Below are 25,095 nucleotides of genomic sequence, written 5' to 3' on the forward strand. Positions count from 1 at the left end.
TGATGATAAAACGACCGCAAAAGGGATCGCCTCGTTGGATGACGACTTTTACAGATTTAACGATGTTATTATTAACTTTCTTTGTATTACTAGTTGCTACTTCAAAGCAGGATGCAGTAAAATTGTCAAAGATGCTTGAAAAGTTTAGTGATACGGAGCAAGTTGATGCAAAAGTAATGGAAAATACTATACCAGATATTTCACATGAAAAAAATGATGAAAAAATGGTCTCAAAAAAGCGAATGGACGACTTGTACAAAAAGTTAAAAGCATATGTAGATAATAACGGTATTAGTCAAGTGAATGTATATCGAGAAGATACAGGGGTAAGCGTTGTTATAGTAGATAATTTAATATTTGATACAGGTGATGCGAACGTTAAGCCTGAAGCAAAAGAAATTATTAGCAAATTAGTCGGATTTTTTCAATCCGTACCAAACTCAATTGTTGTGGAGGGGCATACAGATAGTAGACCGATCCATAATGAAAAGTTCCCTTCTAATTGGGAATTATCTTCAGCACGAGCAGCTAATATGATCCACCATTTAATTGAAGTGTATAATGTGGAGGATAAAAGGTTAGCTGCGGTAGGATATGCAGACACAAAGCCAGTTGTACCGAATGATTCACCGCAAAATTGGGAGAAAAACCGTCGCGTTGTCATTTATATTAAAGAATAGTATTTTAGTATTTTAGTAATAAAATACTAAAATGCAGAAATTCTTTTAAAAAAATATTAAATTTTATCGTTTTATTTTGTATAATGAGTGAGAATGATAAGGTGAAATATTAAGATATATTTATACATAGAAGGAGAGAATCAAAAAGAATGGCACATAAAATTTTAGTTGTAGATGATGCGATGTTCATGCGAACAATGATTAAAAACTTATTAAAAAGTAATTCTGAATTTGAAGTAATCGGAGAAGCGGAAAATGGAGTGGAGGCAATTCAAAAATATAAAGAACTTCAACCTGATATTGTAACATTAGATATTACTATGCCAGAAATGGACGGACTTGAAGCATTAAAAGAAATTATGAAAATTGATTCAAGTGCAAAGGTTGTTATTTGTTCAGCAATGGGACAACAAGGTATGGTATTAGATGCAATTAAGGGCGGGGCAAAAGACTTTATTGTAAAGCCATTCCAAGCAGATCGCGTAATCGAAGCTTTAACAAAAGTAGCAAATAGCTAATATAAAAGGGGTGCCACAAGGAATCAAAACAGTGATAACGGATAGATGTGTGGCCCCTTTTTTCTCATTTTAAAACACTAAATTGTTATACATAAATGAAATGTTTGTTAGACAGGTAGGGGATGAAAATGCAAACAGATCTATTAAATATATTTTTTGAAGAATCGGAAGAACATTTACAGTCGCTAAATGAAAATGTGCTAACTTTAGAACAAAATCCCACTGATATGGATGTTGTGGGAGAAATATTCCGCTCAGCCCATACATTTAAAGGTATGTCTGCGAGTATGGAATTTACGGAAATGGCGGATTTAACGCATAAAATGGAAAACGTTTTAGATGAAATTCGTCATGGGAATATAGTAGTACATGCGGATATTATTGATGTGATTTTTGAATGCATTGATAATTTAGAGAAAATGGTTGCAGATGTGCAGCAAGGCGGAATGGGTAATATTGATGTAGTCGCAACGAAGCAAAAATTAGAAGCGTTATTGAACGGAAATGTAGAAACTTCTATGGAACATGTAGAGCAAGAGTCTATAAACAATGATGATGCAGTTTCGCATGAAGTGCATATAACCGTTGAACAGCAAGCTATTTTAAAAGCAGTACGTGCCATTATGTGTATTGAAGCACTGCAAAATATAGGCGATATACAAAAAACGGTTCCTAGTATTGAAGAAATCGAAGCGGATGCTTTCGGGTTTGAGTTTACAGTATTTATGAATACGGATCGTAGTGAAGAAGAATTGAAACAGGTAGTGCTTCATGTTTCTGAAATTGAGAAAGTAGTAGTGAAACAAGGAGAATTATTACAGGAAGTAGATTCGATGGTTGCTACGCAAGAAACTACGCGAGTAGAAGAAATGATACAGCCGTCTGTAGTTGCGCAGGTGGAAGCACCTATTGAGACAGCGAAGCAACCTGCAAGTACTACGCCAACTAAAAGCACTGCAAAAACGAAAAATGCTAAAGGTGAGAATCGTTCCATTCGTGTGCAGCTAGAGAAAATTGAACGATTAATGAACATGTTTGAAGAGAGTGTAATTGAGCGTGGTCGCATAGATGAATTGGCACAAGCAATTCAAAACAAAGAATTAATTGAGCATTTAAATCGATTAGGCGATATTTCAAAAGATATTCAAAATGTACTTCTAAACATGCGTATGGTGCCGATTGAAACAGTCTTTAATCGTTTTCCGCGTATGGTACGTATGTTAGCGAAAGATTTAGGGAAGAAAATCGATTTACAAATTACGGGTGAAGATACAGAAGTTGATAAAATTGTTATTGATGAAATCGGTGATCCACTCGTTCATTTAATTCGTAATGCAATTGATCATGGTATTGAGACTGTTGAAAAACGTCGTGATGCAGGGAAAAATGAGACGGGTACAATTAAATTAGAAGCGTTCCATAGTGGAAATCATGTCGTAATTCAAATTACGGATGATGGAAATGGAATTCATAAAGGGAAAGTATTAGAAAAAGCGATTAAAAATGGTGTTGTAACAGAATCTGAGGCAAATAAATTAACGGATCGTGAAGTGTTTGATCTCATTTTCCAACCAGGATTTAGTACAGCAGAAGTAGTATCGGATCTTTCGGGGCGCGGGGTTGGATTAGATGTTGTAAAACATACAATCCATAGTTTAGGTGGACATTTAATTATTGATTCAGAAGAAGGAAAGGGAAGTACATTTAGAATTGAACTTCCATTAACGTTGTCCATTATTCAATCTATGCTTGTTCAAACGAATGATAAACGTTATGCTTTACCTCTTGGTAATATTGTTGAAGCAATTCGAATTAAGAGAGAAGACATCCAATCCATACAAGGAAAAGATGTGTTAAACTATCGTGATCAAATTATTGAAGTGAAGCATTTAAGTACTGTATTTGGTGAAAAAACAGTAGATGAGGCATTTGAATCATATGAAAGTCAAATGGTTCCTGTGTTAATTGTTCGTAATACACATCGTAGCTATGGACTTATTGTAAACACAATTATCGGCCAAAGAGAAATAGTCTTAAAGTCATTAGGTGATTTCTTTGCAGAGAGTTCGAACTATTTCTCTGGCGCGACGATTCTCGGCGATGGACGAGTGGTCCTCATTTTAAACCCAGAAGGTTTATAATAGGAATGAAGGAAAGCTCCCCACTTGTATACAATTGGGGAGCTTTTTGGTTAACTACATACTAATATAAAAAACTAATATATATAGCAGGAAATAAATACATGTTCACGATTTACGTAATAAGTTTGTTAAAATGTAATGAGTGTATTCATTGAATAGAAAAACAAAAATGAGGAGGCAGGGAAAATGCCTGAGCAACACACAAAAGGGGATACGAGCACAATTGTGCTAGAAAAAGAAAAGGAGCTTTTAACGCCTCAAGAATGTGATATTCTTGGCGAAATTGCAAATATATCATTTGGCTCTGCTTCGACAGTATTATCAACGATTTTAAATAGGCAAGTAAGTATAACTGCTCCTCATGTAGAGTTAGTGGATTTATACGATACAAGTGATGTTGAGGTTCCTCATGTTGTATTAAATATTTATTTTACAAAAGGATTAGATATGGAAAATCTACTTGTCCTTCAGCAAGATGTTGCTTTATCTATTGCTGATTTAATGATGATGGGGACAGGTGAAGTGGAAGAGGGAAAAGAACTTGGCGAATTAGAGCTCAGTGCTGTACAAGAAGCGATGAACCAGATGATGGGATTCGCAGCGACGTCTATGTCGGAATTCTTCCAAGATACAGTAGACATGTCACCGCCGACAATTAAAGTTGTAAAGTTATTAGAAGAGATGGAGAAAATCTCTGGAATAACAGGAAATAACACGATTGTGAAAGTGTCGTTTGACCTTAAAATAGATAATCTTGTAAACTCTAAACTCGTACAAATTGTTTCAGTTGAACATGCGAAACAAATGATAAATAAATTACTACAATTATCTGGTGGCGTAGAAGAGCAAGACGAGCCAGCAGAAGTAGCGGAAGCTGAAATTGTAGAAGAACATGTTAAAAAAGAACAGTTAACGCAAGAAGAGAAAGATGTACTTGGGGAAATTGCCAACATTTCCATCGGTTCAGCTTCAACGGTATTATCAACGCTTTTAAATCAGCCGGTTACGATTAGTACACCCAATGTAGAAGCGATTAATGTGCGTCATTATGACGGTGTACCGGTTCCCTTTGTGATTTTAAATGTCGATTTTGTTGAAGGTTTAAAGAATGAGAACGTATTCGTATTTACGAAAGATGTTGCTTTGACAATGGTAGATTTAATGATGATGGGAACAGGGGAGATTGATCCAGAGAAAGAGCTTAGTGAATTAGAGCTGAGCGGTATTAAAGAAATCATGAACCAAATGATGGGGCATGCGGCAACAGCGATGTCAGAAATGTTTAAAGAGAAGATGGACATGACGCCGCCAGACGTTAAATTTGTCACGTTAAAAGAAGAAATGGAATATTTGGGAGAGTCAATGGAAGTGGATGAACTCGTTCAAATTACGTTCAACCTTGAAATTGGCGACTTGCTTCAATCAAAAATGTATCAAATTTTACCGATTTCAGAAGCGAAAGAAATGGTAAGACGACTGCTATATCCAATGGTGGAAGCAGAAGAAGAGATTGCAGAGGAAGAAATGGAAGAAGAGGTTGTAGAACCTGTTGTACAACCTATTGAATTTAAAGAAGTGAAACAAATTGAGCCAGTGTATATGGATACATCTATTCTACAAAATGTAGAAATGAATGTGAAATTTGTATTTGGAAGTACAGTGAAAACGATTCAAGATATATTAAGTTTACAAGAAAATGAAGCCGTTGTATTAGATGAAGATATTGATGAACCAATTCGAATTTATGTAAATGATGTATTGGTGGCGTATGGTGAACTTGTAAATGTAGATGGATTTTTCGGAGTAAAAGTGACGAAATCACTATAAGGCGTTGAAATAGTAGATGAAAAGCGTAAAGTTTTTTCTAATTTGCTGGCTATGCATACATGTGTGCTTGCTCTTCCCGCTGCAAAGTCAGGCGGAAGAGCAAAATGTGCCAGAACAAAATATAAATGAAGTGAATGTACAAGAAGAGAATAAGGAAGTTCAAGAACAGCCAGAACAGGTGGAAATGAAGCAAGATAAAGAGGAACAACAAGAAGTAAAGAATGAGCAAGAAACCGAAAAAAAGATAGAGACGGATCAAGGGATTATTACAATAAATAAGCGAGAATTAAAGGTTGGCGAAGAAGTACGGATTATTGTAGAGCCAAAAGAGAAAAATATTCAAAGTATAAAAGGTATGTTGCGTTTGCCAAAAAACAGTAATCTGTATGAGCAAGAAAGAATGATACCTTTTGACTATGAAGAAGAGACGAAGCGATGGATTGCTAACTATAAGGTCGGGATTTTTGATTTGCAAGGTGATTGGAACCTTCAGCTTATTCAAAGTTTTAAAGAAAATGAGAAAGAAGAGCTTATAGAAAATGAAGTGAAAGTTCCTCTTATTCGTATAAATAATGAAACACCAACAATAGATAAAGAGATGCCGAAGTTGCATAAAGTCACTATTGACGAGGCGACGGAGAATGTAATCGAACGAAAACGAGGCGATTCTATACGTGTAAGAGTGAAGGCGGCAGACGTGGAATCGGTTGTGAAAGAAGTTCGTGTTACATTAAAAGGAAAAGAAAATAAAGAGATTACATTTTTATTAGATTACAATAAGCGCGACATGGAATGGCAAAAAGTATTTGAAATAACGGATGCATTGCCAAATGGGACATACGAGCTACTTGTAGAGGTAGTAGATGCGGCTGGAAATAAACTCGTTGAAGAAAGTGAGTATGTCGTTTCTGTTTTGGAACAAAAAACAGAAGAGGATAAAAAGACAGAAGAACGAGAGAAAGAAGATAAATTAGAAAATAAAATAGAAGATAAGAAAGAAACTGAGAAGCAGGAAGACACGAAAGTAGAAATCCCGCTGCAGGAAGAAAAACAGCCAGTTGTTCAAATTCCGAAAAAAGAAGCGAAAGTAAACGACCTTATAAAAGAACCATTGAAAGAGAAAGAAAAAATTACTTATGTTATAAAAGAGCCTCTCACAGACAACAAGGAAGTAAATAATACGAAGGCTCAAAAAGATAAAGATAATAACAATCAAGTCATTTCGAAAAAGAAAGAAAAAAAAGAAGAGCCAGAAGATAAGAAAGAAACTAAAAGTGACCATGGAATACAAGCTTCTAATGTATTTGCTATTATGTCAGGTTTATTCGTACTATTTTTAGTGTTAAAGAGTAATAAAGAATGGGGCTAATTATTTCATCATAGTGGAGGCGCTTAAATGGAAATTAAACGTACGACAATTGAAAATAAGACGCTACAACCATTAAAACAGCCTGCAGCTATTTCGGAACATGAAATCCAGAAAGAACGAAAGTATAGTAATCTAGTGTTTACTGGACAGTCTAAGATTATTTCGAAAAATAATGAAATCGGGATTTTACTTGCGAGTTTAGGTGATGGAAAGGTTATGAAGGAAATGCTTTCTAAAGAGATGGATACAGTATTACAACTCTTTAAAAAGTTACATACATTATCTGGAGAAGGAAAGCAAACAGATAAAATATTTGAACAAGTCATGAGAAGCCTGCAAGGACTTGTTAAGCAGGCGCATATAAAAGAACTTCCTTTGTTAGATGGAACGTATGATTTCGCTGAAGTACAACTATCATTTGGTAGAAAGGTACACATTCCGTTATTAGATGTAAGTGCACTCCTCTCTAGCGTGGAGAGTGATTCATCAGAAGGAAATATAAATTTAATGGTAACGGTTATTACTGCGTATATCACGAAATTGTCTAACGAAACCATTTTAATTAGCGTCACGGATCGCACAGCTAAAGAGCGGGATGCAAGTGTATGGAGAGCACTTGCAGAAATGAATATGACACAATTATCACAGGCGTTGAAACAAACGGTGCAAGAACATAAATGGTCAATGACGTTTCTTTTTCTCGTTATATGGGTTGCTTGTATTATTTTAATTCGAGTTATATAAGAAACGAACGGAATCACGCAATTCTTTGTTATGATTTTAGTAAATAAATACAAAAAAAGCAGGGTGCAATAATCCTGCTTTTTTCTATATTTTTTCATAAAAGAATGTATCAAAACGCTGAAGATTGAATCGTTCAGGTGTTAAAATTTGTTCTGTGCTACCGACAAATAGCACACCGCCTTTTCGTAAAGAACGGCTAAACTTTTCATACAGCTTGACTCTTGCTTCTTCTGTGAAATAGATCATTACATTACGACAAACAATTAAATCGTAATTTGTATCGAACGATTGCATTAATAGGTCATGCTGTTTGAACGTGACGTGTTGCTTAATATTTTGATGTAATGAATATACATCATCTTCTTTTGTGAAATGACGTTCTTTCAAATCGCTAGGTAATTCTTTTAAAGAACGGTCCGTATATTGACCACGTTTTGCACTCTCTAATATATGAAAATCAAGATCTGTTGCTAGTATTTCATAGCGAAATGGAGAGAGATGTTTCGATAAAATTAAAGAGAGTGTATATGGTTCTTCGCCAGCAGCGCAAGCGGCACTCCATACTTTTAATTTTCCGTTATTTTGTTCGAGTAATTTTGGCAGTGCTTTCGATTCTAACGTTTGCCAACGTTCTTTATTTCTAAAAAACTCTGAAACGTTAATTGTAATATAGTCAATAAAACTTAAAAATAAGTTTTGATCAACACGTAAAGTACTTAAAAACGTAGTGTAGTTTTCAAAGCCTTTTCTTGAAATAAAAGCATCGATTCTACGGCGCATCCTATCTTGTTTATACGAAGCGATATCCATATTGAATTGTTGTTTAAAACTCGCGATAAAATGATCATAATCTTGTTCAATTATCATATTTACAATGGGCACAATAACGATATTGTGCCGCCCCCTTTACATCATACGAATTTTTTGTTCAAAGCTTTTTTTCATTTGTTTTTCATGTAAACCTGGTAAATCATAAATGACAGCATCAATCCCAGCTTCTTTTGCAATGTCAACGGGAATGACAGATGTATGTTTGTCTCCGTTATAAAAACAGAGAACTAAATCGGTATCTTCAATAATTTGTTTCACAAAAAACATATAATCAGATCGATAAATAGAGTCGGAAGGGTGATCAAAAGCAACATACTCGGCTCCGTGTGATTTTAAATAATCTACGATTTCTTGGAATTCATCTGTTACTGCTTGTAACGGTTGGAGCGTGTAAAGGCATAAATTTTGAGCGAGTCTTTCGTTTTCAACGAAAAAACGAAGTACCTCATTTTCAATAGATTTATAACATAATATGTAAATTTTATGTTTGTGAGCATAGTCAGTTAAAAATTTTTTGATTTCTTCTTGATCTAATGCTGTTAATTGATTTGAACCACAAAGAAAAATATTCATAGAATTGTGCCACCTCATGCTAAATTGTAACATATCTTCTATAAAAAATAACTGCAAAATATTAGTGTTCAGAGTATAATTATAAATAACTAGATTTTACGATTAACTTTTGGAAGAAATAAAAAAATAAATAGGTGATATATATGCTGCGTTCAATCTCGCATAATCCAATCTTATCGCATATACCGCCTGCTACTCAAATGCCGAAAGAAGCAAATGTCAGGACTGGACTTGCATTTTCGGATAATTTGCATGCAGATCCGAAAAAAGATAAGTTGTTAGAACAAATGGAAGCGTTTGTTGATAATATTGGAGAAATTAAAGAAAAAATCGAAATGGAATTAACACTTGATAACGTAATGGAATACAAAAATACAGTAAAATCATTTTTGAATTTTTACGTTGATAATGTATTGCAATATAAAGATGTCATGTCTCGTCATCCGCGTTATGGCTATTCACAGAAAATGACGATTGTAAAACAGGCGGAAATGGGATTGAATGAGTTAGAAGATGTTATGAACTTAATTAATACAAAAACAGGACATTTAGAAATGTTAAATCAAATTGGAGAAATCCACGGTTTAATTGTAAATTTAGTCTTGTAAAAGGGAAGGAAGCTATATGTATATACAATTATATGAAAAGCTCGTTATTATTCAAAAAGCATATGAAAACATTCAAACGCTTGGAGAACAAATATATGAGAATTTAAAAAATAAAAATGTAAATGCAGTTCAAAAGTTACAAGTAGAGCAATTGCAGTACATTGAAGGTTTAAAACAATTATCGAGATCATTTGAAGAAATGGTTGTTCAGTTTTGTAAAGAACAGGGAGTGGAATCATTTCGCGTAAGTGCGTTATTTTCGTATTTTTCTCAAGAAGAAATTGAGAAAATGGAAAAATTACAAAAAAACTTAATTAGATTAGAAGAAAATGTAAAAATGCTTCTTTTGAAAAATCAATATTACTTAAACGTACTATTAAAAACTACAGAAAGTATTGTGGATTCAGTTTCTGAATATAACTTAGAACGAAACAATAATTCGCAAATCTTTATGAATGAACTATTGTAAAGGGGAAGTGAAGCATTATGAGATTATCTGATTACAATACCCCGTTATCGGGTATGTTAGCGGCCCAAATGGGATTACAAACGACGAGACAAAACTTATCAAATATTCATACACCTGGCTATGTGCGCCAAATGGTGAATTACGGATCTGTTGGAGCGAGCAATGGCCATACGCCAGAACAGAGAATTGGTTATGGTGTACAAACGTTAGGTGTTGATCGTATTACAGATGAAGTGAAGACGAAACAGTTTAACGACCAATTATCTCAGCTCTCTTACTATAATTATAAGAACTCGGTTTTATCACGAGTAGAGTCTATGGTAGGAACGACAGGCAAAAACTCACTATCTAGTTTAATGGATGGATTCTTTAATGCTTTTCGAGAAGTTGCAAAAAATCCAGATCAATCAAACTATTATGATACGCTAATTTCTGAAACTGGGAAGTTTACAAGTCAGGTAAATAAACTTGCGAAAAATTTAGATTCAGTAGAAGCGCAGACGACAGAAGATATTGAAGCGCATGTCAATGAATTTAATCGTCTTGCTGACAGTTTAGCAGAAGCGAATCAAAAAATTGGGCAAGCTGGTACACAAGTGCCAAATCAACTTTTAGACGAACGTGACCGTATCGTTACAGAAATGTCTAAGTATGCCAATATAGAAGTATCTTATGAATCTATGAATCCTAATATCGCAAGTGTTAGAATGAATGGCGTTTTAACAGTGAATGGACAAGATACATATCCATTGCAATTAAATAAAACGAAAGAACCTATGTCTGTTGAAATTTACGGTTCGGAAATTCCTTTAACTAGTGGGGCAATAAAATCTGCAATCGATACGAAAGGGCAGATTGCTAGTTATAAGAAAAATCTTGAAGAGTTAATGGGTTCAGTGAAAAATCAAGTAAATACAGTGATGGGAAAAGACTTCTTCGTTGGAGATTATGCGAAAGAGTTGAAATTAAATCCAGAATTTGCGAATGATTTTTCGAAAATGAAAATATCTGCTGAAACTGCAAATAAATTGGCAGGAATTACAGATGAAGATTATAAAGATGGTCTTTCATATAAAAAAGCATTAGACCAATTCATAGTGAAGGTAGCATCTGATAAAAGTGAAGTGAACGGTTATCAAAAAATTCATGGAGACTTATTAGAAGGTATTCAGCAAGAAAAGATGAGTATCGAAGGCGTGAATATGGAAGAAGAAATGGTTAATTTAATGGCCTTCCAAAAATACTTCGTTGCGAATTCTAAAGCTATTACTACAATGAATGAAGTGTTTGATAGTCTGTTTTCAATCATTAGATAATGAGAGGTAAAAACAAAACCCTTTTCTTTTATGTTTGAAGAGAGGGCCAGCAGAGTGTAGAAGCGGTCAGTGCCTAATAGAGGACCTATCGGTGTGAGACCAGAGATATGGAGCGGGTGCCAGATAAAGTAGAAGAGGAAACGACCTAGATTTGAGAATGGAACGCTTTGTAGCACCTTTTGTATAACGATGAATGAGAGGTAAAAGCGAAACCTTTTTCTTTTATGTTTGAAGAAAGAGCCAGCGGAGTATAGTTCCGGTTTCAGCTTCCAATCAATTTTCAATAGATAAAGGAGGAGATATAAATGAGAGTATCTACATTTCAAAATGCAAACTGGGCAAAGAACCAGTTAATGGATTTGAATGCCCAACAGCAATATCATCGAAATCAAGTAACTTCAGGGAAGAAAAATCTTCTTATGAGTGAAGATCCACTTGCAGCAAGTAAATCATTTGCAATTCAACATTCGTTGGCGAATATTGAACAAATGCAAAAGGATATAGCGGATTCAAAAAATGTGTTAAGTCAGACGGAAAATACATTGCAAGGCATTGTGAAGTCTTTAACAAGAGTGGATCAATTAACTTTACAAGCAGTAAATGGAACCAATAGTTCTAATGAATTAAAAGCAAGTGCGGCAGAAGTGGATCAACTTTTAAAGCAAGTAGTATATTTAGCAAATAAGCAAGAACAAGGAAGATATATTTTCGGAGGAGATAGCGCTTCTCACCCACCATTTGCAGAAGATGGTACATATCAAGGTGGAGAAAATGATGTGAATTGGAAATTAAATGATGGATATGAAGTAAAGATGTTTCGTAATGGTAAAGATTTATTAGAACCAACAATAAAAACATTAACAAAAATAAGAGATGCCATGCAAGATGGAGATCAAGATACCTTAAGATCTGTAATGGGAGAGAATAAAAAAAGTATAGATAATGTCTTAAATCGTACCACTGAAGTAGGATCAATATTAAATACGATGGATACATTTAAGACAATCTTAAGCGAACAAAACGTAGCTCTTCAGGAAAACAGAAAAGAAATAGAAGATGTAGATTTAGCAGTAGCTATTTCGGATTTAGCATATATAAACGCTACATATGAAGCGACGTTAAAAGCAATTAGTACAATGAGTAAAACTAGCATTTTAGACTATATGTAAAAAGGAGTGAATTCAGATGGGAACTTCAGTATCGAATTTAGGCGGTCGTCAACAGATATGGAATCTTGGTAATAATATAATTGACACTTCAAACCTAGTAAATTTAGAGTTACAAGCTTTAGAAATGAAAAAAACACCGTATAATAATCAAAAACAAACTTTAGCTACTGAAAGAAATATATATGCGAGTATGAAAAAAGAATTCGGTAGTTTTATGCAAGTATTCAAGGATATGTATGCGTTTAAAGGGAATGAGAAAAAAGCTGGAGTCTCTAAAGAGGGATTTATTAATGTTCAAGCTGATGCTACGGCAATTGCGGGAACATATACAATTAATGTTAACAAAGTAGCAGAAAGACATCAGATTACAACTAGGCTCATTGATAAATCAGATCCTGAGAATCCCAAAAATATTATTGATTTAGATTCTAAAATTGGAAAAGATGCTACATTTCTCATTAATGATAAAGAAGTTAAGCTTACTAAAGATATGACGTATAAGGATTTTGTTAATAAAATGAATAATGGAAATTATGGAGTGTCTGTATATTCATTAGGTGGACAATTATTCTTTACTTCAACAACTGCTGGTAAAAATGGAGAAATTAAATTAGTTGATGGAGAAGGAGGACTCTTAAAAGATATTGGATTGGTAACTTCAGAAGTAAAAGAGGGAAAAAATATAATTGCTAATCAAGTGACACCAGCCCAAAATGCTCAGTATACAATTAATGGTATAGCGGATAGTAGTTCATCTAATAAAATTGATACAATTCCAGGGCTAACTATTAATTTAGAAAAAGAAACGACTGAACCAATTAAAGTTACAATTGAAGATTCAAACATTAAAGAATCGATTAATATGATAAAGAAAATGAGAGATGAATACAATAAGGCTGTTTCGACGCTGGATTTGTTCGCTGGTGAAAACGGAGCTATGCAAGGTAACAATGTTGCATTTTCTATTAGTAATACTATGACAAGTGTATTTAGATATAAACAAGATGATAAATTTATGTTTTCATTTGGAATTGAAGTTGATAAGACAGGGAAGATGGTTCTTGATGAAGAGAAATTAACTAAGGCTTTTAAGGAGAGTCCAGAAACTGCAAAACAGTTTTTCTTTGGATTTAATGGGCTGGGGCATGAGATAGAAAAGAAATTAGATGGTATTTTAGGCGATGAAGGTGTAATTGGACAGAGGTCTAAAAGTATAGAAGGGCAGATAAAAGAATTAGATAAAAAAATTGATGCTATTGATAAGCTGAATAAACAAAAACAAGAGACCATTATTGATAAATATTCAAAATTAGAACAGCAGTTATCAATGCTAGATCAGCAACTGAAAACAATTAAAGCAATGACAAAACAAAAAAGTGATGATTAATGAAAGTTGAGGAAGTGATCGTATGCAAGCATGGCAACGTTATATGCAAAATGATATTATGACGAGTAATCCGATTAAAAATACAATTTTTATTTATGAAAGATGCATTGTAGAGTTTCGTAATTTAGAAGAGCTTTTACATACTTTTAAACTACAAGAGGGAGATGCGCTTCTTGAGAAGTTAGAACGTATTTTTGAAGAATTAAAGCTTCAATTAAACCCTGAGATTACGAAAGATTTATATGATAGTCTTTATGGTTTATATGATTGGATTAGTGTTCAAATTCAAACGATGAAAGTAACACGTGAAGCGAAAGATATTGATGCGATTGTGAAAGTGTTACAAGATTTAATAGACGGTTATCGCGGAGCGCTTGAAAATGAACAATGATATTTATCGAGCATTTGTCGGTTGTTTTAATGAAATCGGTGAATTGCAAGTGTCAGATGAAGAGTTTGCTGAGAAGAGCGCGATGTTAAATCGCTGGATGATGACATTGGATGAAGAAACGCGCGCACAAGTTGCGGCAGAAGTAAGTCCATTTATTATTAAGGCAGCACAGCATATTCGAGATAAGCAAAAGATTTTGGAAGAAATGATTATGACAAATGATGGGCGAATGAAAGCAAATTCATTTTACGGTAAATATTAATTATAAAGTGTGGAAACGGATCCCCCTTATTAAAAGGGGATCCATTCCTTCATGTAAATGAAGAATTCCGCTGATTGAGGTTTCATTTTATGACTGTAAAAAATAGAAGTAATCTAAATAATGTGAAAAATAATCTGCAGCTAGTCGTAAATATGTTGAAATATTATATAGATTACTACGCGTATACAGTTTTTTTGTATTCTTTTTTATATTTTTGTATTTTTCTAAAGACAACAATGTAAAAATGGAATAAAATATGTAAGGGTACATAATAGTTAATATTTTAATAAATACATATAAGAAATTAAATAATGAAGTGAAACTTCCATCAGTGGATTATTATGCCAAAATGATAAGTTAAAAAGGAAGGGTGTGGAGTATGCCAGATTTAGTGACTGATGTAAGCCATTATATGAATTATTTAGTGACGAAACGAAATACTGTTTCTAGTAATATTGCAAATGCGAATACACCTGGCTATAAAGCACAAGACGTTACATTTGCTGAGCAAATGAATAAAAGTAGTGCATTATATAAGAGTAATACTGCGGATTTAAAGACTAATGCAGATTTATATCAAACGAATGAAATGCACTTACCGACAGTAAATACGAAAAATACATATGCGAAGATTCAAACGAAGTCAATGCAAACGAATAAAGATGGAAATAGTGTGGATGTAACGACAGAAATGCTAGATTTAATGAAAACAAACCAATTGTATGGGATTTCAATTAACGCAATTAATACACAATATGCAATTAACCAAGCAGCTCGCGGACGTTAATAGTAGAAGGAGAGACAACGATGTTTCAGGCAATTAATGCAAGTGGATCAGGGCTAACAACAGCGAGAAAATGGATGGAAGTTACTTCAAATAATATTGTAAATGCCAATACAACGGCAGCTCCGGGGGCAGATTTGTATGAGCGCCGTAGTGTAGTGCTTGAATCAAATAATAGTTTTGCGAATATGTTAGACAGTGCATCGACTAACGGGGTGAAAATAAAAAGTATTGAGGCAGACAAAACTGAAAACTTAGTGTATGATCCGACGCATCCGCATGCAAATGAAGAAGGGTATGTACGGTATCCGAATGTTGATGTGACTGCTGAAATGACGAATGTAATGGTTGCTCAAAAAATGTACGAAGCAAATACAAGTGTATTAAATGCGAATAAAAAAATGCTGGATAAAGATTTAGAAATCGGCCGAGGATAAAGGGGGAATAGGGGAAGATGAAAATCCAACCAATGTTACATACACAGCCATTTGGCGCGATTCAGTCAATTGGTGCACCGAAGAATACGCAAGCATCTGTAGTCGAGGGGAAGAAGTTTATCGATTTATTGGAAGATATGAATCAAACACAAAACAATGCGCAAACAGCTGTATATGATTTACTAACAAAAGGAGTAGGAGAAACACATGACGTTTTAATTCAGCAAAAGAAGGCTGAGTCTCAAATGAAAACGGCTGCTCTTGTACGTGATAATCTTATTGAAAATTATAAGTCACTAATTAATATGCAAATTTAGGAAAATGGACGGGTGTGTTTAAATGGAAAAGTTAAAAAATGTTTTCCAATCGTTAAAAACGTGGCATAAGTTAGTCATTGGTGCTGCGCTTTTAGCAATTGTAACAGGAGCACTTTTATACTTCACCTTGCCAGATAAATATGTTGTTGTATATCAAAATTTAAATGATGCAGACAAGCAAGAGATTACAGCAGAATTATCGAAGCTAGGTGTCGATTACCAATTAGCAGCCGATGGTTCGATTCGTGTGCAAAAGAATGATGCTCCATGGGTTCGAAAAGAAATGAATGGAATGGGCTTACCGTTTAACTCAAAAAGCGGTGAGGAAATTTTATTAGAAAGCTCGCTCGGTTCAAGTGAGCAAGATAAAAAAATGAAGCAAATTGTCGGTACGAAAAAGCAATTAGAGCAAGACATTGTAAGAAATTTTGCGACAGTTGAAACGGCAAATGTTCAAATTACATTACCTGAAAAAGAGACAATTTTTGATGAAGAAAAAGCAAAAGGAACAGCTGCAATTACGGTTGGTGTAAAGCGTGGTCAACTATTAACGGCTGATCAAGTTGCGGGTATACAGCAAATGATCAGTGCAGCAGTTCCTGGTGTAAAAGCAGAAGAAGTAAGTGTGATTGATAGTAAAAAAGGTGTTATCTCAAAAGGGGCAGATGAAGCACATGCTACTAGTTCCTCTTCTTATGAGAAAGAAGTAGAGATGCAGCACCAAATTGAAGGTAAATTAAAGCAAGATATCGATGCAACATTAATGACGATGTTTAAACCAAATGAATATAAAGTGAATACGAAAGTATCTGTAAACTACGATGAAGTTACACGTCAGTCTGAAAAATATGGCGATAAAGGTGTACTTCGTAGTAAACAAGAGCAAGAAGAAACTTCTACTGCGCAAGAAGGTGCAGATACGAAGCAAGGCGCTGGTATTACAGCGAACGGTGAAGTGCCAAATTACGGTACGAACAATAATCAAAATGGTAAAATCGTCTACGATAATAAAAACGGTAACAAAATCGAAAACTATGAAATAGATAAAACTGTTGAAACGATTAAGAAACACCCAGAGTTAACGAAAACAAATGTTGTTGTATGGGTAGATAATGATACGTTAGTAAAACGAAGAATTGATATGACAACTTTCAAAGAAGCAATCGGCACAGCTGCTGGGCTTCAAGCTGACCCGAATGGAAACTTTACAAATGGTCAAGTTAACGTTGTAACTGTTCAGTTTGATCAGCCGAAAGAAGAGAAGAAGAAAGAGCCAGAAGAAAGTGGTATAAACTGGTGGTTATTCGGTGGAATTCCAGCTGGTCTATTAGCAATTGGTGGTCTAGTATGGTTCTTATTAGCAAGACGTAAGAGAAAGAAAGAAGAAGAGGAATATGAAGAATACTTAGCAGAAGATGAAGTTGCTGCAAGTAGTGAAAGTATTATGGAAATTCCTGAAGAGAAAATAGTACCAGAGCCAAAACCTGAGCCAGAACAACCGAAAGAACCAACGTTAGATGAACAAGTGCAGGATGCTACGAAAGAACATGTAGAAGGTACTGCAAAAGTAATTAAAAAATGGTTAAACGGACAGTAAGGGAGGAACAACGATGTTAGATGAAATCTCCTCCAAAGAAAAAGCTGCCATCCTCATTCGTACATTAGATGAAGAGGTGGCAGCGAAAGTCATTGAATATATGACGGCTGAGGAAAAAGAAGTGTTGCTTCGTGAAATCGCGAAGTTTCGTGTATATAAACCAGAAACGTTAGAGAATGTACTAGGGGAGTTCTTATATGAACTAAATGTAAAAGAATTGAACTTAGTCACTCCAGATAAAGAGTACATTCGTCGCATATTTAAAAATATGCCAGAAGACGAGCTTGAAAAATTATTGGAAGACCTTTGGTACAACAAAGATAATCCATTTGAATTTTTAAATTCACTTACAGATTTAGAGCCACTTCTTACAGTGCTGAATGATGAATCACCACAAACAATTGCAATTATCGCTTCTTACATTAAACCGCAACTTGCTTCTCAATTAATTGAGAGATTGCCAGATCATAAGCGAGTAGAAACGGTAATGGGTATTGCGAAACTAGAACAAGTTGACGGTGAACTCATTAATCAAATTGGTGAGCTATTAAAAGCAAAATTAAATAATATGGCATTTAGTGCAATCAATAAAACAGACGGCTTAAAAACAATTGTGAACATTTTAAATAACGTTTCACGAGGCGTTGAAAAAACAGTCTTTCAAAAGCTGGATGAAGTTGATTATGAGTTATCTGAGAGAATTAAAGAAAATATGTTTGTCTTTGAAGACTTACTTGGTCTTGAAGATCTTGCGCTTCGCCGTGTGTTAGAGGAAATTACAGATAACGGTGTCATTGCAAAAGCGCTTAAAATTGCAAAAGAAGAAATTAAAGAGAAATTATTTACATGTATGTCTTCAAACCGTAAAGAGATGATTCTGGAAGAATTAGATGGCTTAGGACCACTTAAGATGACAGATGCTGAGAAAGCGCAGCAAATGATTACAGGTACGGTGAAAAAGCTAGAGAAAGAAGGAAGAATTATCGTTCAAAGAGGTGAAGAGGATGTCCTTATTTAAAAACAGAATTCCGAAGAATTCTGTTTCTTTTTCTAAAGAAACGTATGAATTACAATTTCCAAAACCAATACCAGTTCACGTAGAAGAAGAAATACAAGTAGATCATGAAGAACTTCTTGCGCAGCAACAATCGTTACATGTTGAACTAAATCAGCTAAGGCAAGAGCAGCAAATATTAGAACGAGAGCGTCAGCAGCTATTACATGATCAAGAACAATTTCAAATGCACGTTCAGCAGCAGATGAAAGAAATAGAATCGGCACGTCAGCAGTTTCAAAAAGAGCAACAAGAAACTGCATACGAATGGACAGAATTATTATGGGATCAATCTTTCCAACTAGCAGAAAAAATTGTGAATCAAGCAGTAGATACTAGATTGCTTGATGTGTTACCTATTTTAACTGGCATCGTTCAAACGTTACCTACTTCGTTTGAAAAACTAGTTATTACCGTACATCCAGAAACGTTTGAACGTATTCAAGAAGAGAAGGAAAATACGAAAGAATATTGGTTGCTACAATTAGTAGAATGGAAATATGATTTCTCCTTACAGTTCGGTGAATTTGTTCTAGAAGAGGAGAAAGAGTTCTTTGAATTTAAGTTTGCACCCATATTTGCGAAACTTCGCCAGAAATGGGAAGAAGAGAAGTTATTTGAGGAGCAAAATGTATGAATCGACTATTAATGAATGAAAACCAAAAATGGAATACATTTATTGAAACACCGTTTTATACGAAAGTCGGTAAAGTTCATAGTGTGCAAGAGCAGTTTTTCGTAGCGAAGGGACCGAAGGCGAAAATCGGTGATGTTTGTCTCGTTGGAGAACATAGCGTCTTATGTGAAGTAATTGCAATTGAAAAAGAGAACAATATGTTACTCCCGTTTGAACAGACAGAAAAAGTATGTTACGGAGATTCCGTTACATTAATTGCAGAAGATGTTGTTATACCTCGTGGTAATCATTTACTCGGAAAAGTGTTAAGTGCAAATGGCGAAGTGTTAAATGAGAACGCTGAAAACATTCCGCTGCAAAAAATAAAACTAGATGCTCCGCCTATTCATGCGTTTGAACGTGAAGAGATTACTGACGTATTTGAAACGGGAATTAAATCCATTGATTCTATGCTAACAATTGGTATCGGTCAAAAGATTGGTATTTTCGCTGGGTCTGGTGTTGGGAAATCTACTTTACTCGGCATGATTGCGAAAAATGCAAAAGCGGATATAAACGTTATTAGTTTAGTAGGAGAACGTGGCCGAGAAGTAAAAGATTTTATTCGAAAAGAATTAGGCGAGGAAGGTATGAGGAAAAGCGTCGTTGTTGTAGCGACGTCAGATGAAAGTCACCTTATGCAACTTCGCGCTGCTAAGCTTGCGACATCTATTGCGGAATACTTCCGAGACGAAGGCAATAACGTACTACTTATGATGGACTCTGTTACTCGTTTTGCAGATGCGCGTAGAAGTGTTGATATTGCTGTTAAAGAGTTACCGATTGGTGGTAAAACACTTTTAATGGAAAGTTATATGAAGAAGCTGTTAGAGCGATCTGGGAAAACACAAAAGGGGTCTATAACAGGTATTTACACTGTACTCGTTGATGGAGACGATTTAAATGGTCCTGTACCAGATTTAGCACGTGGTATTTTAGATGGACATATTGTATTAAAACGTGAACTTGCAACGCTCAGTCATTATCCTGCTATTTCCGTGCTAGACTCAGTAAGTAGGATTATGGAAGAAATCGTTTCACCAAATCATTGGCAACTTGCAAATGAAATGAGAAAAATTTTATCTATTTATAAAGAAAATGAATTGTATTTTAAATTAGGAACGATTCAGGAAAATGCAGAAAATGCTTATATTTTTGAATGTAAAAATAAAGTAGAAGGTATAAATACATTTTTAAAACAAGGTCGATCAGATCGTTTCCAATTTGCTGATATTGTTGAAGCAATGCACCATATAGTATAAGACCTTGCGCCATGCAGGTCTTATTTTTTTGTTTTTTAATATTTCACAGATTTTTTTGGAAAAAAACTATATAATAGAAAAAGAGAGCGTTATAATAGGAAGGGGCTATAAAAACAGGTGGATAAGCAACAGTACGATACGATAAAATTGCAAATAAATCAAGAAAAAGAACAGATCTTGAAAGAAGTGTATGAATTAACAGCTGAAAAAAGAAAAATAGAACAAAAAAAAGAATATGATTTATATGTTGTAAAATCGCGTAGTAAAGTCGTACAAACTGGACAGCGTATTATGGCTGGCATGCTTTCGTCACATACGTTTTCACCTGAAAGAATAGAAGAATGGAATCGGAAAATTAAAAAAACGGAAGATTTTATTCAAAAAAATGAAAGCCTTTTAGAACAAGTAAAAGAAAAAGAACGTGTCATTGATGAGATGTATCAAGAAGATTGTAGAAAGCTTGCGAAAATACGAGAAAAGCAGGAAGAAAAAATGCTTCTTGATTTGAAAATGTGTATGAATGGATGAGGTGAATGTAGTGATACAGTCTGTATTACCGGTGCAACAAAGTTTACCTCCGCAAAAAGAAAAAGGGCTAGAAGTACAATCTAAAAGTGAAGATTCTTCATTCGATCATGCGATGAGAATGGAAAACAAAAAGCAGCCGAAAACGGAGAAAACAAAGCGAGAAGATGCACCAGAAGATAGAAAAGAAAACATTCTTTCTAAAAAACCGGAAACGAAAGAAGAGCCAAGTGTAAAGAAAGAAGAAAAAAAAGAGACAGAACAGTTATTGTTAGCTGTATCTGAGCAAATGGTTGCAATTGAGCAATTACGCGTGCAGCCAGAATTGTTATATCAATACATACAAAAAATACAAGAGCTATATAAAGAATATGGAAATATAAAACTTAACGAATTACCTGCAGGTGAATTACAACAATTACAAGAACTTCTTTCCAATATGAATATCAAAAATGCTATATGTTTAGAAGATACAATGCAAATGGTTTTAGACAAAGTGAAGATGCCAGAGCAAATGATGCAAATATTGAACGTTGTAGAAAAAGAAACTTGTAATATTGCAAAAAAACAAGAAGAATTCAAAGACTTAGATGTAGATTTTCCGAAAGCTGAGAGTGAAGATGTCAAGGTAGAGTTGCCAGAAGGTGATGTATTCAACGATTCGAATTCTGCCGGTGCGGAGTTATTAAATAAAGCGACGAGTACTGATCAAATAGGAAAATCCAATAGTGGCGCTGAGAAAGTTTCATTGCCTGACTTAGGAAAGAAAATGGAAGCACAAGTAGAAGCCTTGCAAAAGTTTGTAGTGAAACAAGAACGTGTGTTATTCCAGTTAAATCCAGAAAAACTTGGTACATTAACAGTGTTTATGAAAAAACATGGAGATCAAATTGATGTTCATGTGGAAATGGAAAAACACGATGCGAAGAAACGTGTTGAAATCATTTTTGATGAATTGAGACTGAAGTTAAAAGAAAAAGAAATCAATATTCAAATTAGCTATTCAGATAAAGATGAAAATCGTAAAGAACAGCGAGAACAAGAGCAAAGGCAAAAGCAGCAATTAGCAAGTACGAAACATGAGAAACAAGAATCAAAAGAATTTGCGGGATTATTGGAGGAATAAAGCGTGCCAACAGTTGGATTAAATACAACGAGTACAAATCATATTCCGTTGCAAGCAGGAGCGCAGAATAGGAACGCACCTGTTAACGGTGCACAACCGGCAGTAGGGCAAATGAATGGAGTATCAGCAGGAGAACAAAAAACTCCTGGAGTAATGGGAAAAGATGATTTTCTGAAATTGTTTTTATCGAGTTTCCAGCACCAAGATCCATTTAATGCGATGGATATGAATCAAATGATGAACCAAACAGCGCAGTTATCTCTTATGGAACAAGTGCAGAATATGACAAAGGCAGTTGACTCTTTAAGAACGACAATGTATTCGACAGCGCTTGATGGTGGAATGAAGTTTTTAGGGAAGTACGTAAGAGGTATTGACGGTGACGGTAAAAAAGTAACTGGTCAAGTAGAGACAGTTCGCCTTGCAGAAAATAACGATGTACAGCTCGTTATTGATAATAAAATTGTATCCCTTCGTTTCGTTGAGAGAGTGTCTGATAAACCAATTGGAGAAACGAATCCAGAAGATGCGAAGAAAGACGATCAAAAAGTAGCGGAAGAAGAAAAAACTACAAATTCATAAGGAGTGTCCATATATTATGATTAAAGCGTTATATACAAGTATTACAGGAATGAATGCAACACAAAATGCATTAAGTGTAACTTCAAATAATATCGCCAATGCACAAACGGTTGGTTATAAAAAACAAAAAGCTATGTTCGATGATTTACTGTACAACAATTCAATTGGTGCGAAAGGCGACGATAGATACGCAGGGACGAACCCGAAAAGTATTGGTAACGGTGTGAAAATGAGCGGAACGGTGACGGATTATACCGATGGTACAATTACGTTAACTGGTGGTAAAACACAAGCGGCAATGGAAGGTAATGGTTTCTTCGTTGTAGGTGATTCAAAAGCTGGAAATATGGAATTTACACGTAAAGGAACATTTACAATATCTTCAGATTACTATATTACGAATACGGAAGGGCAATATGTATTCGCTTATCCAGCAGATCCATCAACTGGTAATGTTGATTTATCTGGTATCCCAGGACCATTGCAAGTTCCAATGGGATCAGCAATCGGTGGTATTCGAACGTCAAAAGGAGTCGTTGGAGGGAACATTCCAGCAGATGCAAAACAGATTACGCAAGAATTGCCTGTATACGATAATGCCGGTAATACATGGACAATGCGCGTGGAGTTTAAACAAGATGGTGAACATAATTATAAATATAAAGTATATATGCGTAACGAATCGAAAAAAGAAACAGCGTTTAACGAGGTTAATGGCGCAGGTGGTGAGGTGAAATTCGATGCGGTAGGGAAGCCGGATCCGGTAAACCCTGAAGCGAATATTCCCTTTAATGGTGGAACAGTAAAAATAGATTTTAGTAAATTAACAAACCACCCGACAGAGAAAACATTAGCAGTAACAGATGTAGATGGTAGAGCAGCAGCGACTGTAAAAGATTGCTTTATTGCTGACGGTGGATATGTGATGGTAAAATACTCGGATGGAAGTATGAAAGCTGCGGGTCAATTAGCTGTTGCAATGTTCCCGAACGAAGGCGGCTTAATGAAAACTGGTAATGGTAACTATACAGCGACGAATACAACTGGTATTTTAGCAATGGGTGTATCTGGTCAAAATGGTGCAGGAAAAGTACGTGGTAGTGCACAAGAAGGTGCAAACGTAGATTTATCTGTAGAATTCGTTGACTTAATGTTATACCAACGTGGATTCCAAGGAAATGCGAAAGTAATTAAAATTTCAGATGAAGTATTAAACGAAGTTGTAAACTTAATTCGATAATATATAATAAAGAAAAATTGTAATGTAGTAGAAAGGGTTTTTTATTCGTATGACAAGACAAGAACGAATTTTACAATTGCCTTTTTTCGAAAATAAACGTGACCTTGCAGAGCAAGTGTTAAAAATGGAACGAGAAGAGCATGTATATTTACCAGATCAATTTGAAATTAAGCAAGTGCCTCCCTATTCATTTGGTGAAAAACAAGCAATCATTGGCCGTATTCATGAATTTTATTTCGTAAGTGTTGGTAGTGAGGGCGAGTGGAAGTATCAACTGTTTAAAGATGAGATGAAGTGCCGTGAGTTTTTTGTTACGTTATCAGGGATAACGGATCAGCAAATTGCGTTTTGGTTTAATAACATCGAGTTACTGAAAAGATCTTAAAAGATTTTAAAAGCTCTTTTTTTAGGTTTTGAGAGAGGAACTGGCGATGTGTGGTGGCGGTCAGTGCCTAATAGTGTCTCGACCGGTGTGTAAGACCAGAGATATGGAGAGTTACTAGGGTAGCCGAAGAAGAGATAAACGAAGTGTAGATAACAGCTATAATCTGTACGTAGTTGTAAGACCAGAGATATGAGAGGTACTGGGTGGTTTTGGGAAAAGATAATCATTTCATGGTAGACCAGTACCTTTTGGATCGTTAATGATGATAGATTTTTATAAAAGGAGAGGTGAGGAGGATGGCGCAGAATAAGTATCGCGTTACATTCATTTCGCCGAGTGAGGTTGAGCAGCGGACTGTAATGACAGCGAGTAGTTTGCCAGATTTAATTCGTAAAGTAGAGAGTATTATTGCAGATCCTAACGGTTATTTTGTAAATGATAAAAAAAATAATTGCTATTTTAAAGTTATTAAAGAAAATGTTACTTTCATTCAATATGAGTTGCTATTTTCAGATAAAGAGATTCATATTGAAAAATTAAAACATATAGCACCGGCAGTATTAAAACGATTATTTGAAAAAATAAATGATCCGGAACTATATGCACTTGCGCTACTGGATGTTGATATAGCAACGAAAGAATATGTGCTAGAAGTAATGAATACCGAGTTAAGAATAAGAGTCGAAACAGAGCTTTCGAAAAAATGGGAAGCAATGCCGACAGAAATTGTAGGAGCGCAAGAAGTGTTATTAGAAGCACTTTCTTCGTTTATACAAGAGTAATCACCTTTTTAAATAAAGAAATGAATCGTTCGACTATCTATAT

28 protein-coding genes are annotated in these 25,095 nt (G+C 34.9%); 26 read left to right on the forward strand and 2 right to left on the reverse strand.

Annotated elements, in window-relative coordinates; genetic code table 11:
- The first annotated feature begins 2 nt into the window (after nucleotides 1-2).
- The 6 genes from MR083_RS05435 to MR083_RS05460 all read left to right on the forward strand — a co-directional run bounded on the left by MR083_RS05435 (nucleotide 3) and on the right by MR083_RS05460 (nucleotide 7,279).
- Nucleotides 3-680, forward strand: a complete 678-nt coding sequence (locus MR083_RS05435; RefSeq protein WP_000596046.1) for an OmpA family protein — start codon at nucleotides 3-5, stop codon at nucleotides 678-680.
- A 149-nt stretch (nucleotides 681-829) separates the two neighbouring features.
- Nucleotides 830-1,198 (forward strand): response regulator, encoded by a 369-nt coding sequence (locus MR083_RS05440; protein ID WP_000940577.1) that lies wholly within the window; start codon nucleotides 830-832, stop codon nucleotides 1,196-1,198.
- A 128-nt stretch (nucleotides 1,199-1,326) separates the two neighbouring features.
- Nucleotides 1,327-3,339, forward strand: a complete 2,013-nt coding sequence (locus tag MR083_RS05445; RefSeq protein WP_049113212.1) for a chemotaxis protein CheA — start codon at nucleotides 1,327-1,329, stop codon at nucleotides 3,337-3,339.
- Nucleotides 3,340-3,525: 186 nt separating this feature from the next.
- Nucleotides 3,526-5,166: a flagellar motor switch protein gene (locus MR083_RS05450; RefSeq protein ID WP_001114998.1), complete on the forward strand. Its 1,641-nt coding sequence runs from the start codon at nucleotides 3,526-3,528 to the stop codon at nucleotides 5,164-5,166.
- 16 nt (nucleotides 5,167-5,182) lie between these two features.
- The gene (locus MR083_RS05455) at nucleotides 5,183-6,535 is read left to right on the forward strand and encodes an Ig-like domain-containing protein (protein ID WP_242268681.1); all 1,353 of its coding nucleotides are present in this window, start codon (nucleotides 5,183-5,185) and stop codon (nucleotides 6,533-6,535) included.
- A 27-nt stretch (nucleotides 6,536-6,562) separates the two neighbouring features.
- Nucleotides 6,563-7,279 carry a hypothetical protein gene (locus MR083_RS05460; protein ID WP_000403991.1) on the forward strand — a complete coding sequence of 239 codons (717 nt, stop codon included), beginning with the start codon at nucleotides 6,563-6,565 and terminating at the stop codon, nucleotides 7,277-7,279.
- 84 nt (nucleotides 7,280-7,363) lie between these two features.
- Here the strand turns inward: MR083_RS05460 and MR083_RS05465 are convergent, their stop codons facing one another.
- Together MR083_RS05465 and MR083_RS05470 are read right to left on the reverse strand one after the other, a co-directional pair.
- Nucleotides 7,364-8,146 carry a CheR family methyltransferase gene (locus MR083_RS05465; protein ID WP_000582894.1) on the reverse strand — a complete coding sequence of 261 codons (783 nt, stop codon included), beginning with the start codon at nucleotides 8,144-8,146 and terminating at the stop codon, nucleotides 7,364-7,366.
- A 39-nt stretch (nucleotides 8,147-8,185) separates the two neighbouring features.
- Nucleotides 8,186-8,683, reverse strand: coding sequence for a flagellar motor switch protein FliG (locus tag MR083_RS05470; protein ID WP_001020115.1), 498 nt, complete (start codon nucleotides 8,681-8,683; stop codon nucleotides 8,186-8,188).
- Between the two features lie 143 nt (nucleotides 8,684-8,826).
- Between MR083_RS05470 and MR083_RS05475 the strand changes: the two genes are divergently transcribed.
- From MR083_RS05475 to MR083_RS05570, 20 genes are all read left to right on the forward strand, one after another.
- Nucleotides 8,827-9,291, forward strand: coding sequence for a YaaR family protein (locus MR083_RS05475; protein WP_000946323.1), 465 nt, complete (start codon nucleotides 8,827-8,829; stop codon nucleotides 9,289-9,291).
- A 16-nt stretch (nucleotides 9,292-9,307) separates the two neighbouring features.
- Complete coding sequence (locus MR083_RS05480) at nucleotides 9,308-9,760, forward strand: hypothetical protein (RefSeq protein WP_000275908.1); 453 nt, start codon at nucleotides 9,308-9,310, stop codon at nucleotides 9,758-9,760.
- Nucleotides 9,761-9,777: 17 nt separating this feature from the next.
- Nucleotides 9,778-11,076: a flagellar hook-associated protein FlgK gene (gene flgK / locus MR083_RS05485; RefSeq protein WP_001239726.1), complete on the forward strand. Its 1,299-nt coding sequence runs from the start codon at nucleotides 9,778-9,780 to the stop codon at nucleotides 11,074-11,076.
- Nucleotides 11,077-11,381: 305 nt separating this feature from the next.
- Nucleotides 11,382-12,245, forward strand: a complete 864-nt coding sequence (locus tag MR083_RS05490) for a flagellar hook-associated protein 3 (RefSeq protein WP_228919869.1) — start codon at nucleotides 11,382-11,384, stop codon at nucleotides 12,243-12,245.
- A gap of 16 nt (nucleotides 12,246-12,261) precedes the next feature.
- Complete coding sequence (locus MR083_RS05495; protein WP_228919867.1) at nucleotides 12,262-13,632, forward strand: flagellar hook-associated protein 2; 1,371 nt, start codon at nucleotides 12,262-12,264, stop codon at nucleotides 13,630-13,632.
- Nucleotides 13,633-13,654: 22 nt separating this feature from the next.
- Nucleotides 13,655-14,023 carry a flagellar export chaperone FliS gene (locus tag MR083_RS05500; protein WP_001149522.1) on the forward strand — a complete coding sequence of 123 codons (369 nt, stop codon included), beginning with the start codon at nucleotides 13,655-13,657 and terminating at the stop codon, nucleotides 14,021-14,023.
- Complete coding sequence (locus MR083_RS05505) at nucleotides 14,013-14,285, forward strand: hypothetical protein (protein ID WP_001058066.1); 273 nt, start codon at nucleotides 14,013-14,015, stop codon at nucleotides 14,283-14,285. The genes MR083_RS05500 and MR083_RS05505 overlap by 11 nt, the downstream gene beginning before the upstream one ends.
- Before the next feature lie 379 nt (nucleotides 14,286-14,664).
- Nucleotides 14,665-15,072, forward strand: coding sequence for a flagellar basal body rod protein FlgB (gene flgB, locus MR083_RS05510; protein WP_016717066.1), 408 nt, complete (start codon nucleotides 14,665-14,667; stop codon nucleotides 15,070-15,072).
- A gap of 20 nt (nucleotides 15,073-15,092) precedes the next feature.
- Nucleotides 15,093-15,506, forward strand: coding sequence for a flagellar basal body rod protein FlgC (gene flgC, locus MR083_RS05515; protein WP_242268683.1), 414 nt, complete (start codon nucleotides 15,093-15,095; stop codon nucleotides 15,504-15,506).
- 17 nt (nucleotides 15,507-15,523) lie between these two features.
- On the forward strand, nucleotides 15,524-15,823 hold the full coding sequence (gene fliE / locus MR083_RS05520) for a flagellar hook-basal body complex protein FliE (RefSeq protein WP_000701665.1): 300 nt from the start codon (nucleotides 15,524-15,526) through the stop codon (nucleotides 15,821-15,823).
- 22 nt (nucleotides 15,824-15,845) lie between these two features.
- Nucleotides 15,846-17,420 (forward strand): flagellar basal-body MS-ring/collar protein FliF, encoded by a 1,575-nt coding sequence (gene fliF / locus MR083_RS05525; protein ID WP_242268685.1) that lies wholly within the window; start codon nucleotides 15,846-15,848, stop codon nucleotides 17,418-17,420.
- Nucleotides 17,421-17,433: 13 nt separating this feature from the next.
- Complete coding sequence (gene fliG / locus MR083_RS05530) at nucleotides 17,434-18,438, forward strand: flagellar motor switch protein FliG (protein WP_000883351.1); 1,005 nt, start codon at nucleotides 17,434-17,436, stop codon at nucleotides 18,436-18,438.
- A complete protein-coding gene (locus tag MR083_RS05535) occupies nucleotides 18,425-19,111 on the forward strand; it encodes a FliH/SctL family protein (protein WP_100633667.1) in 687 nt (228 codons plus the stop codon). Before fliG ends, MR083_RS05535 begins: the two co-directional genes overlap by 14 nt.
- Nucleotides 19,108-20,412, forward strand: coding sequence for a flagellar protein export ATPase FliI (locus MR083_RS05540; RefSeq protein ID WP_001080960.1), 1,305 nt, complete (start codon nucleotides 19,108-19,110; stop codon nucleotides 20,410-20,412). The genes MR083_RS05535 and MR083_RS05540 overlap by 4 nt, the downstream gene beginning before the upstream one ends.
- Nucleotides 20,413-20,529: 117 nt before the next feature.
- Nucleotides 20,530-20,940 carry a hypothetical protein gene (locus tag MR083_RS05545; protein ID WP_000360871.1) on the forward strand — a complete coding sequence of 137 codons (411 nt, stop codon included), beginning with the start codon at nucleotides 20,530-20,532 and terminating at the stop codon, nucleotides 20,938-20,940.
- 10 nt (nucleotides 20,941-20,950) lie between these two features.
- Nucleotides 20,951-22,063 (forward strand): flagellar hook-length control protein FliK, encoded by a 1,113-nt coding sequence (locus MR083_RS05550; protein WP_242268687.1) that lies wholly within the window; start codon nucleotides 20,951-20,953, stop codon nucleotides 22,061-22,063.
- Between the two features lie 3 nt (nucleotides 22,064-22,066).
- Nucleotides 22,067-22,645: a flagellar hook assembly protein FlgD gene (locus MR083_RS05555; RefSeq protein WP_001143467.1), complete on the forward strand. Its 579-nt coding sequence runs from the start codon at nucleotides 22,067-22,069 to the stop codon at nucleotides 22,643-22,645.
- Between the two features lie 16 nt (nucleotides 22,646-22,661).
- Entirely contained in the window at nucleotides 22,662-23,885 is a 1,224-nt protein-coding gene (locus tag MR083_RS05560; RefSeq protein ID WP_000588316.1) for a flagellar hook protein FlgE, read from the forward strand.
- Between the two features lie 49 nt (nucleotides 23,886-23,934).
- On the forward strand, nucleotides 23,935-24,270 hold the full coding sequence (locus MR083_RS05565) for a DUF3964 family protein (RefSeq protein ID WP_074568193.1): 336 nt from the start codon (nucleotides 23,935-23,937) through the stop codon (nucleotides 24,268-24,270).
- 296 nt (nucleotides 24,271-24,566) lie between these two features.
- Nucleotides 24,567-25,052, forward strand: coding sequence for a LysR family transcriptional regulator (locus MR083_RS05570; RefSeq protein WP_242268689.1), 486 nt, complete (start codon nucleotides 24,567-24,569; stop codon nucleotides 25,050-25,052).
- The last annotated feature ends 43 nt before the right edge of the window (nucleotides 25,053-25,095 follow it).

Source organism: Bacillus cereus group sp. BfR-BA-01408 (genome assembly GCF_022663305.1).
GTDB lineage: Bacteria > Bacillota > Bacilli > Bacillales > Bacillaceae_G > Bacillus_A > Bacillus_A pacificus.

Coding starts and splice junctions, on each gene's coding strand:
- MR083_RS05435 (WP_000596046.1), top strand. CDS start 3: ATGATAAAACGACCGCAAAAGGGATCGCCTCGTTGGATGACGACTTTT.
- MR083_RS05440 (WP_000940577.1), top strand. CDS start 830: ATGGCACATAAAATTTTAGTTGTAGATGATGCGATGTTCATGCGAACA.
- MR083_RS05445 (WP_049113212.1), top strand. CDS start 1,327: ATGCAAACAGATCTATTAAATATATTTTTTGAAGAATCGGAAGAACAT.
- MR083_RS05450 (WP_001114998.1), top strand. CDS start 3,526: ATGCCTGAGCAACACACAAAAGGGGATACGAGCACAATTGTGCTAGAA.
- MR083_RS05455 (WP_242268681.1), top strand. CDS start 5,183: ATGAAAAGCGTAAAGTTTTTTCTAATTTGCTGGCTATGCATACATGTG.
- MR083_RS05460 (WP_000403991.1), top strand. CDS start 6,563: ATGGAAATTAAACGTACGACAATTGAAAATAAGACGCTACAACCATTA.
- MR083_RS05465 (WP_000582894.1), bottom strand. CDS start 8,146: ATGATAATTGAACAAGATTATGATCATTTTATCGCGAGTTTTAAACAA.
- MR083_RS05470 (WP_001020115.1), bottom strand. CDS start 8,683: ATGAATATTTTTCTTTGTGGTTCAAATCAATTAACAGCATTAGATCAA.
- MR083_RS05475 (WP_000946323.1), top strand. CDS start 8,827: ATGCTGCGTTCAATCTCGCATAATCCAATCTTATCGCATATACCGCCT.
- MR083_RS05480 (WP_000275908.1), top strand. CDS start 9,308: ATGTATATACAATTATATGAAAAGCTCGTTATTATTCAAAAAGCATAT.
- flgK (WP_001239726.1), top strand. CDS start 9,778: ATGAGATTATCTGATTACAATACCCCGTTATCGGGTATGTTAGCGGCC.
- MR083_RS05490 (WP_228919869.1), top strand. CDS start 11,382: ATGAGAGTATCTACATTTCAAAATGCAAACTGGGCAAAGAACCAGTTA.
- MR083_RS05495 (WP_228919867.1), top strand. CDS start 12,262: ATGGGAACTTCAGTATCGAATTTAGGCGGTCGTCAACAGATATGGAAT.
- MR083_RS05500 (WP_001149522.1), top strand. CDS start 13,655: ATGCAAGCATGGCAACGTTATATGCAAAATGATATTATGACGAGTAAT.
- MR083_RS05505 (WP_001058066.1), top strand. CDS start 14,013: ATGAACAATGATATTTATCGAGCATTTGTCGGTTGTTTTAATGAAATC.
- flgB (WP_016717066.1), top strand. CDS start 14,665: ATGCCAGATTTAGTGACTGATGTAAGCCATTATATGAATTATTTAGTG.
- flgC (WP_242268683.1), top strand. CDS start 15,093: ATGTTTCAGGCAATTAATGCAAGTGGATCAGGGCTAACAACAGCGAGA.
- fliE (WP_000701665.1), top strand. CDS start 15,524: ATGAAAATCCAACCAATGTTACATACACAGCCATTTGGCGCGATTCAG.
- fliF (WP_242268685.1), top strand. CDS start 15,846: ATGGAAAAGTTAAAAAATGTTTTCCAATCGTTAAAAACGTGGCATAAG.
- fliG (WP_000883351.1), top strand. CDS start 17,434: ATGTTAGATGAAATCTCCTCCAAAGAAAAAGCTGCCATCCTCATTCGT.
- MR083_RS05535 (WP_100633667.1), top strand. CDS start 18,425: ATGTCCTTATTTAAAAACAGAATTCCGAAGAATTCTGTTTCTTTTTCT.
- MR083_RS05540 (WP_001080960.1), top strand. CDS start 19,108: ATGAATCGACTATTAATGAATGAAAACCAAAAATGGAATACATTTATT.
- MR083_RS05560 (WP_000588316.1), top strand. CDS start 22,662: ATGATTAAAGCGTTATATACAAGTATTACAGGAATGAATGCAACACAA.
- MR083_RS05565 (WP_074568193.1), top strand. CDS start 23,935: ATGACAAGACAAGAACGAATTTTACAATTGCCTTTTTTCGAAAATAAA.
- MR083_RS05570 (WP_242268689.1), top strand. CDS start 24,567: ATGGCGCAGAATAAGTATCGCGTTACATTCATTTCGCCGAGTGAGGTT.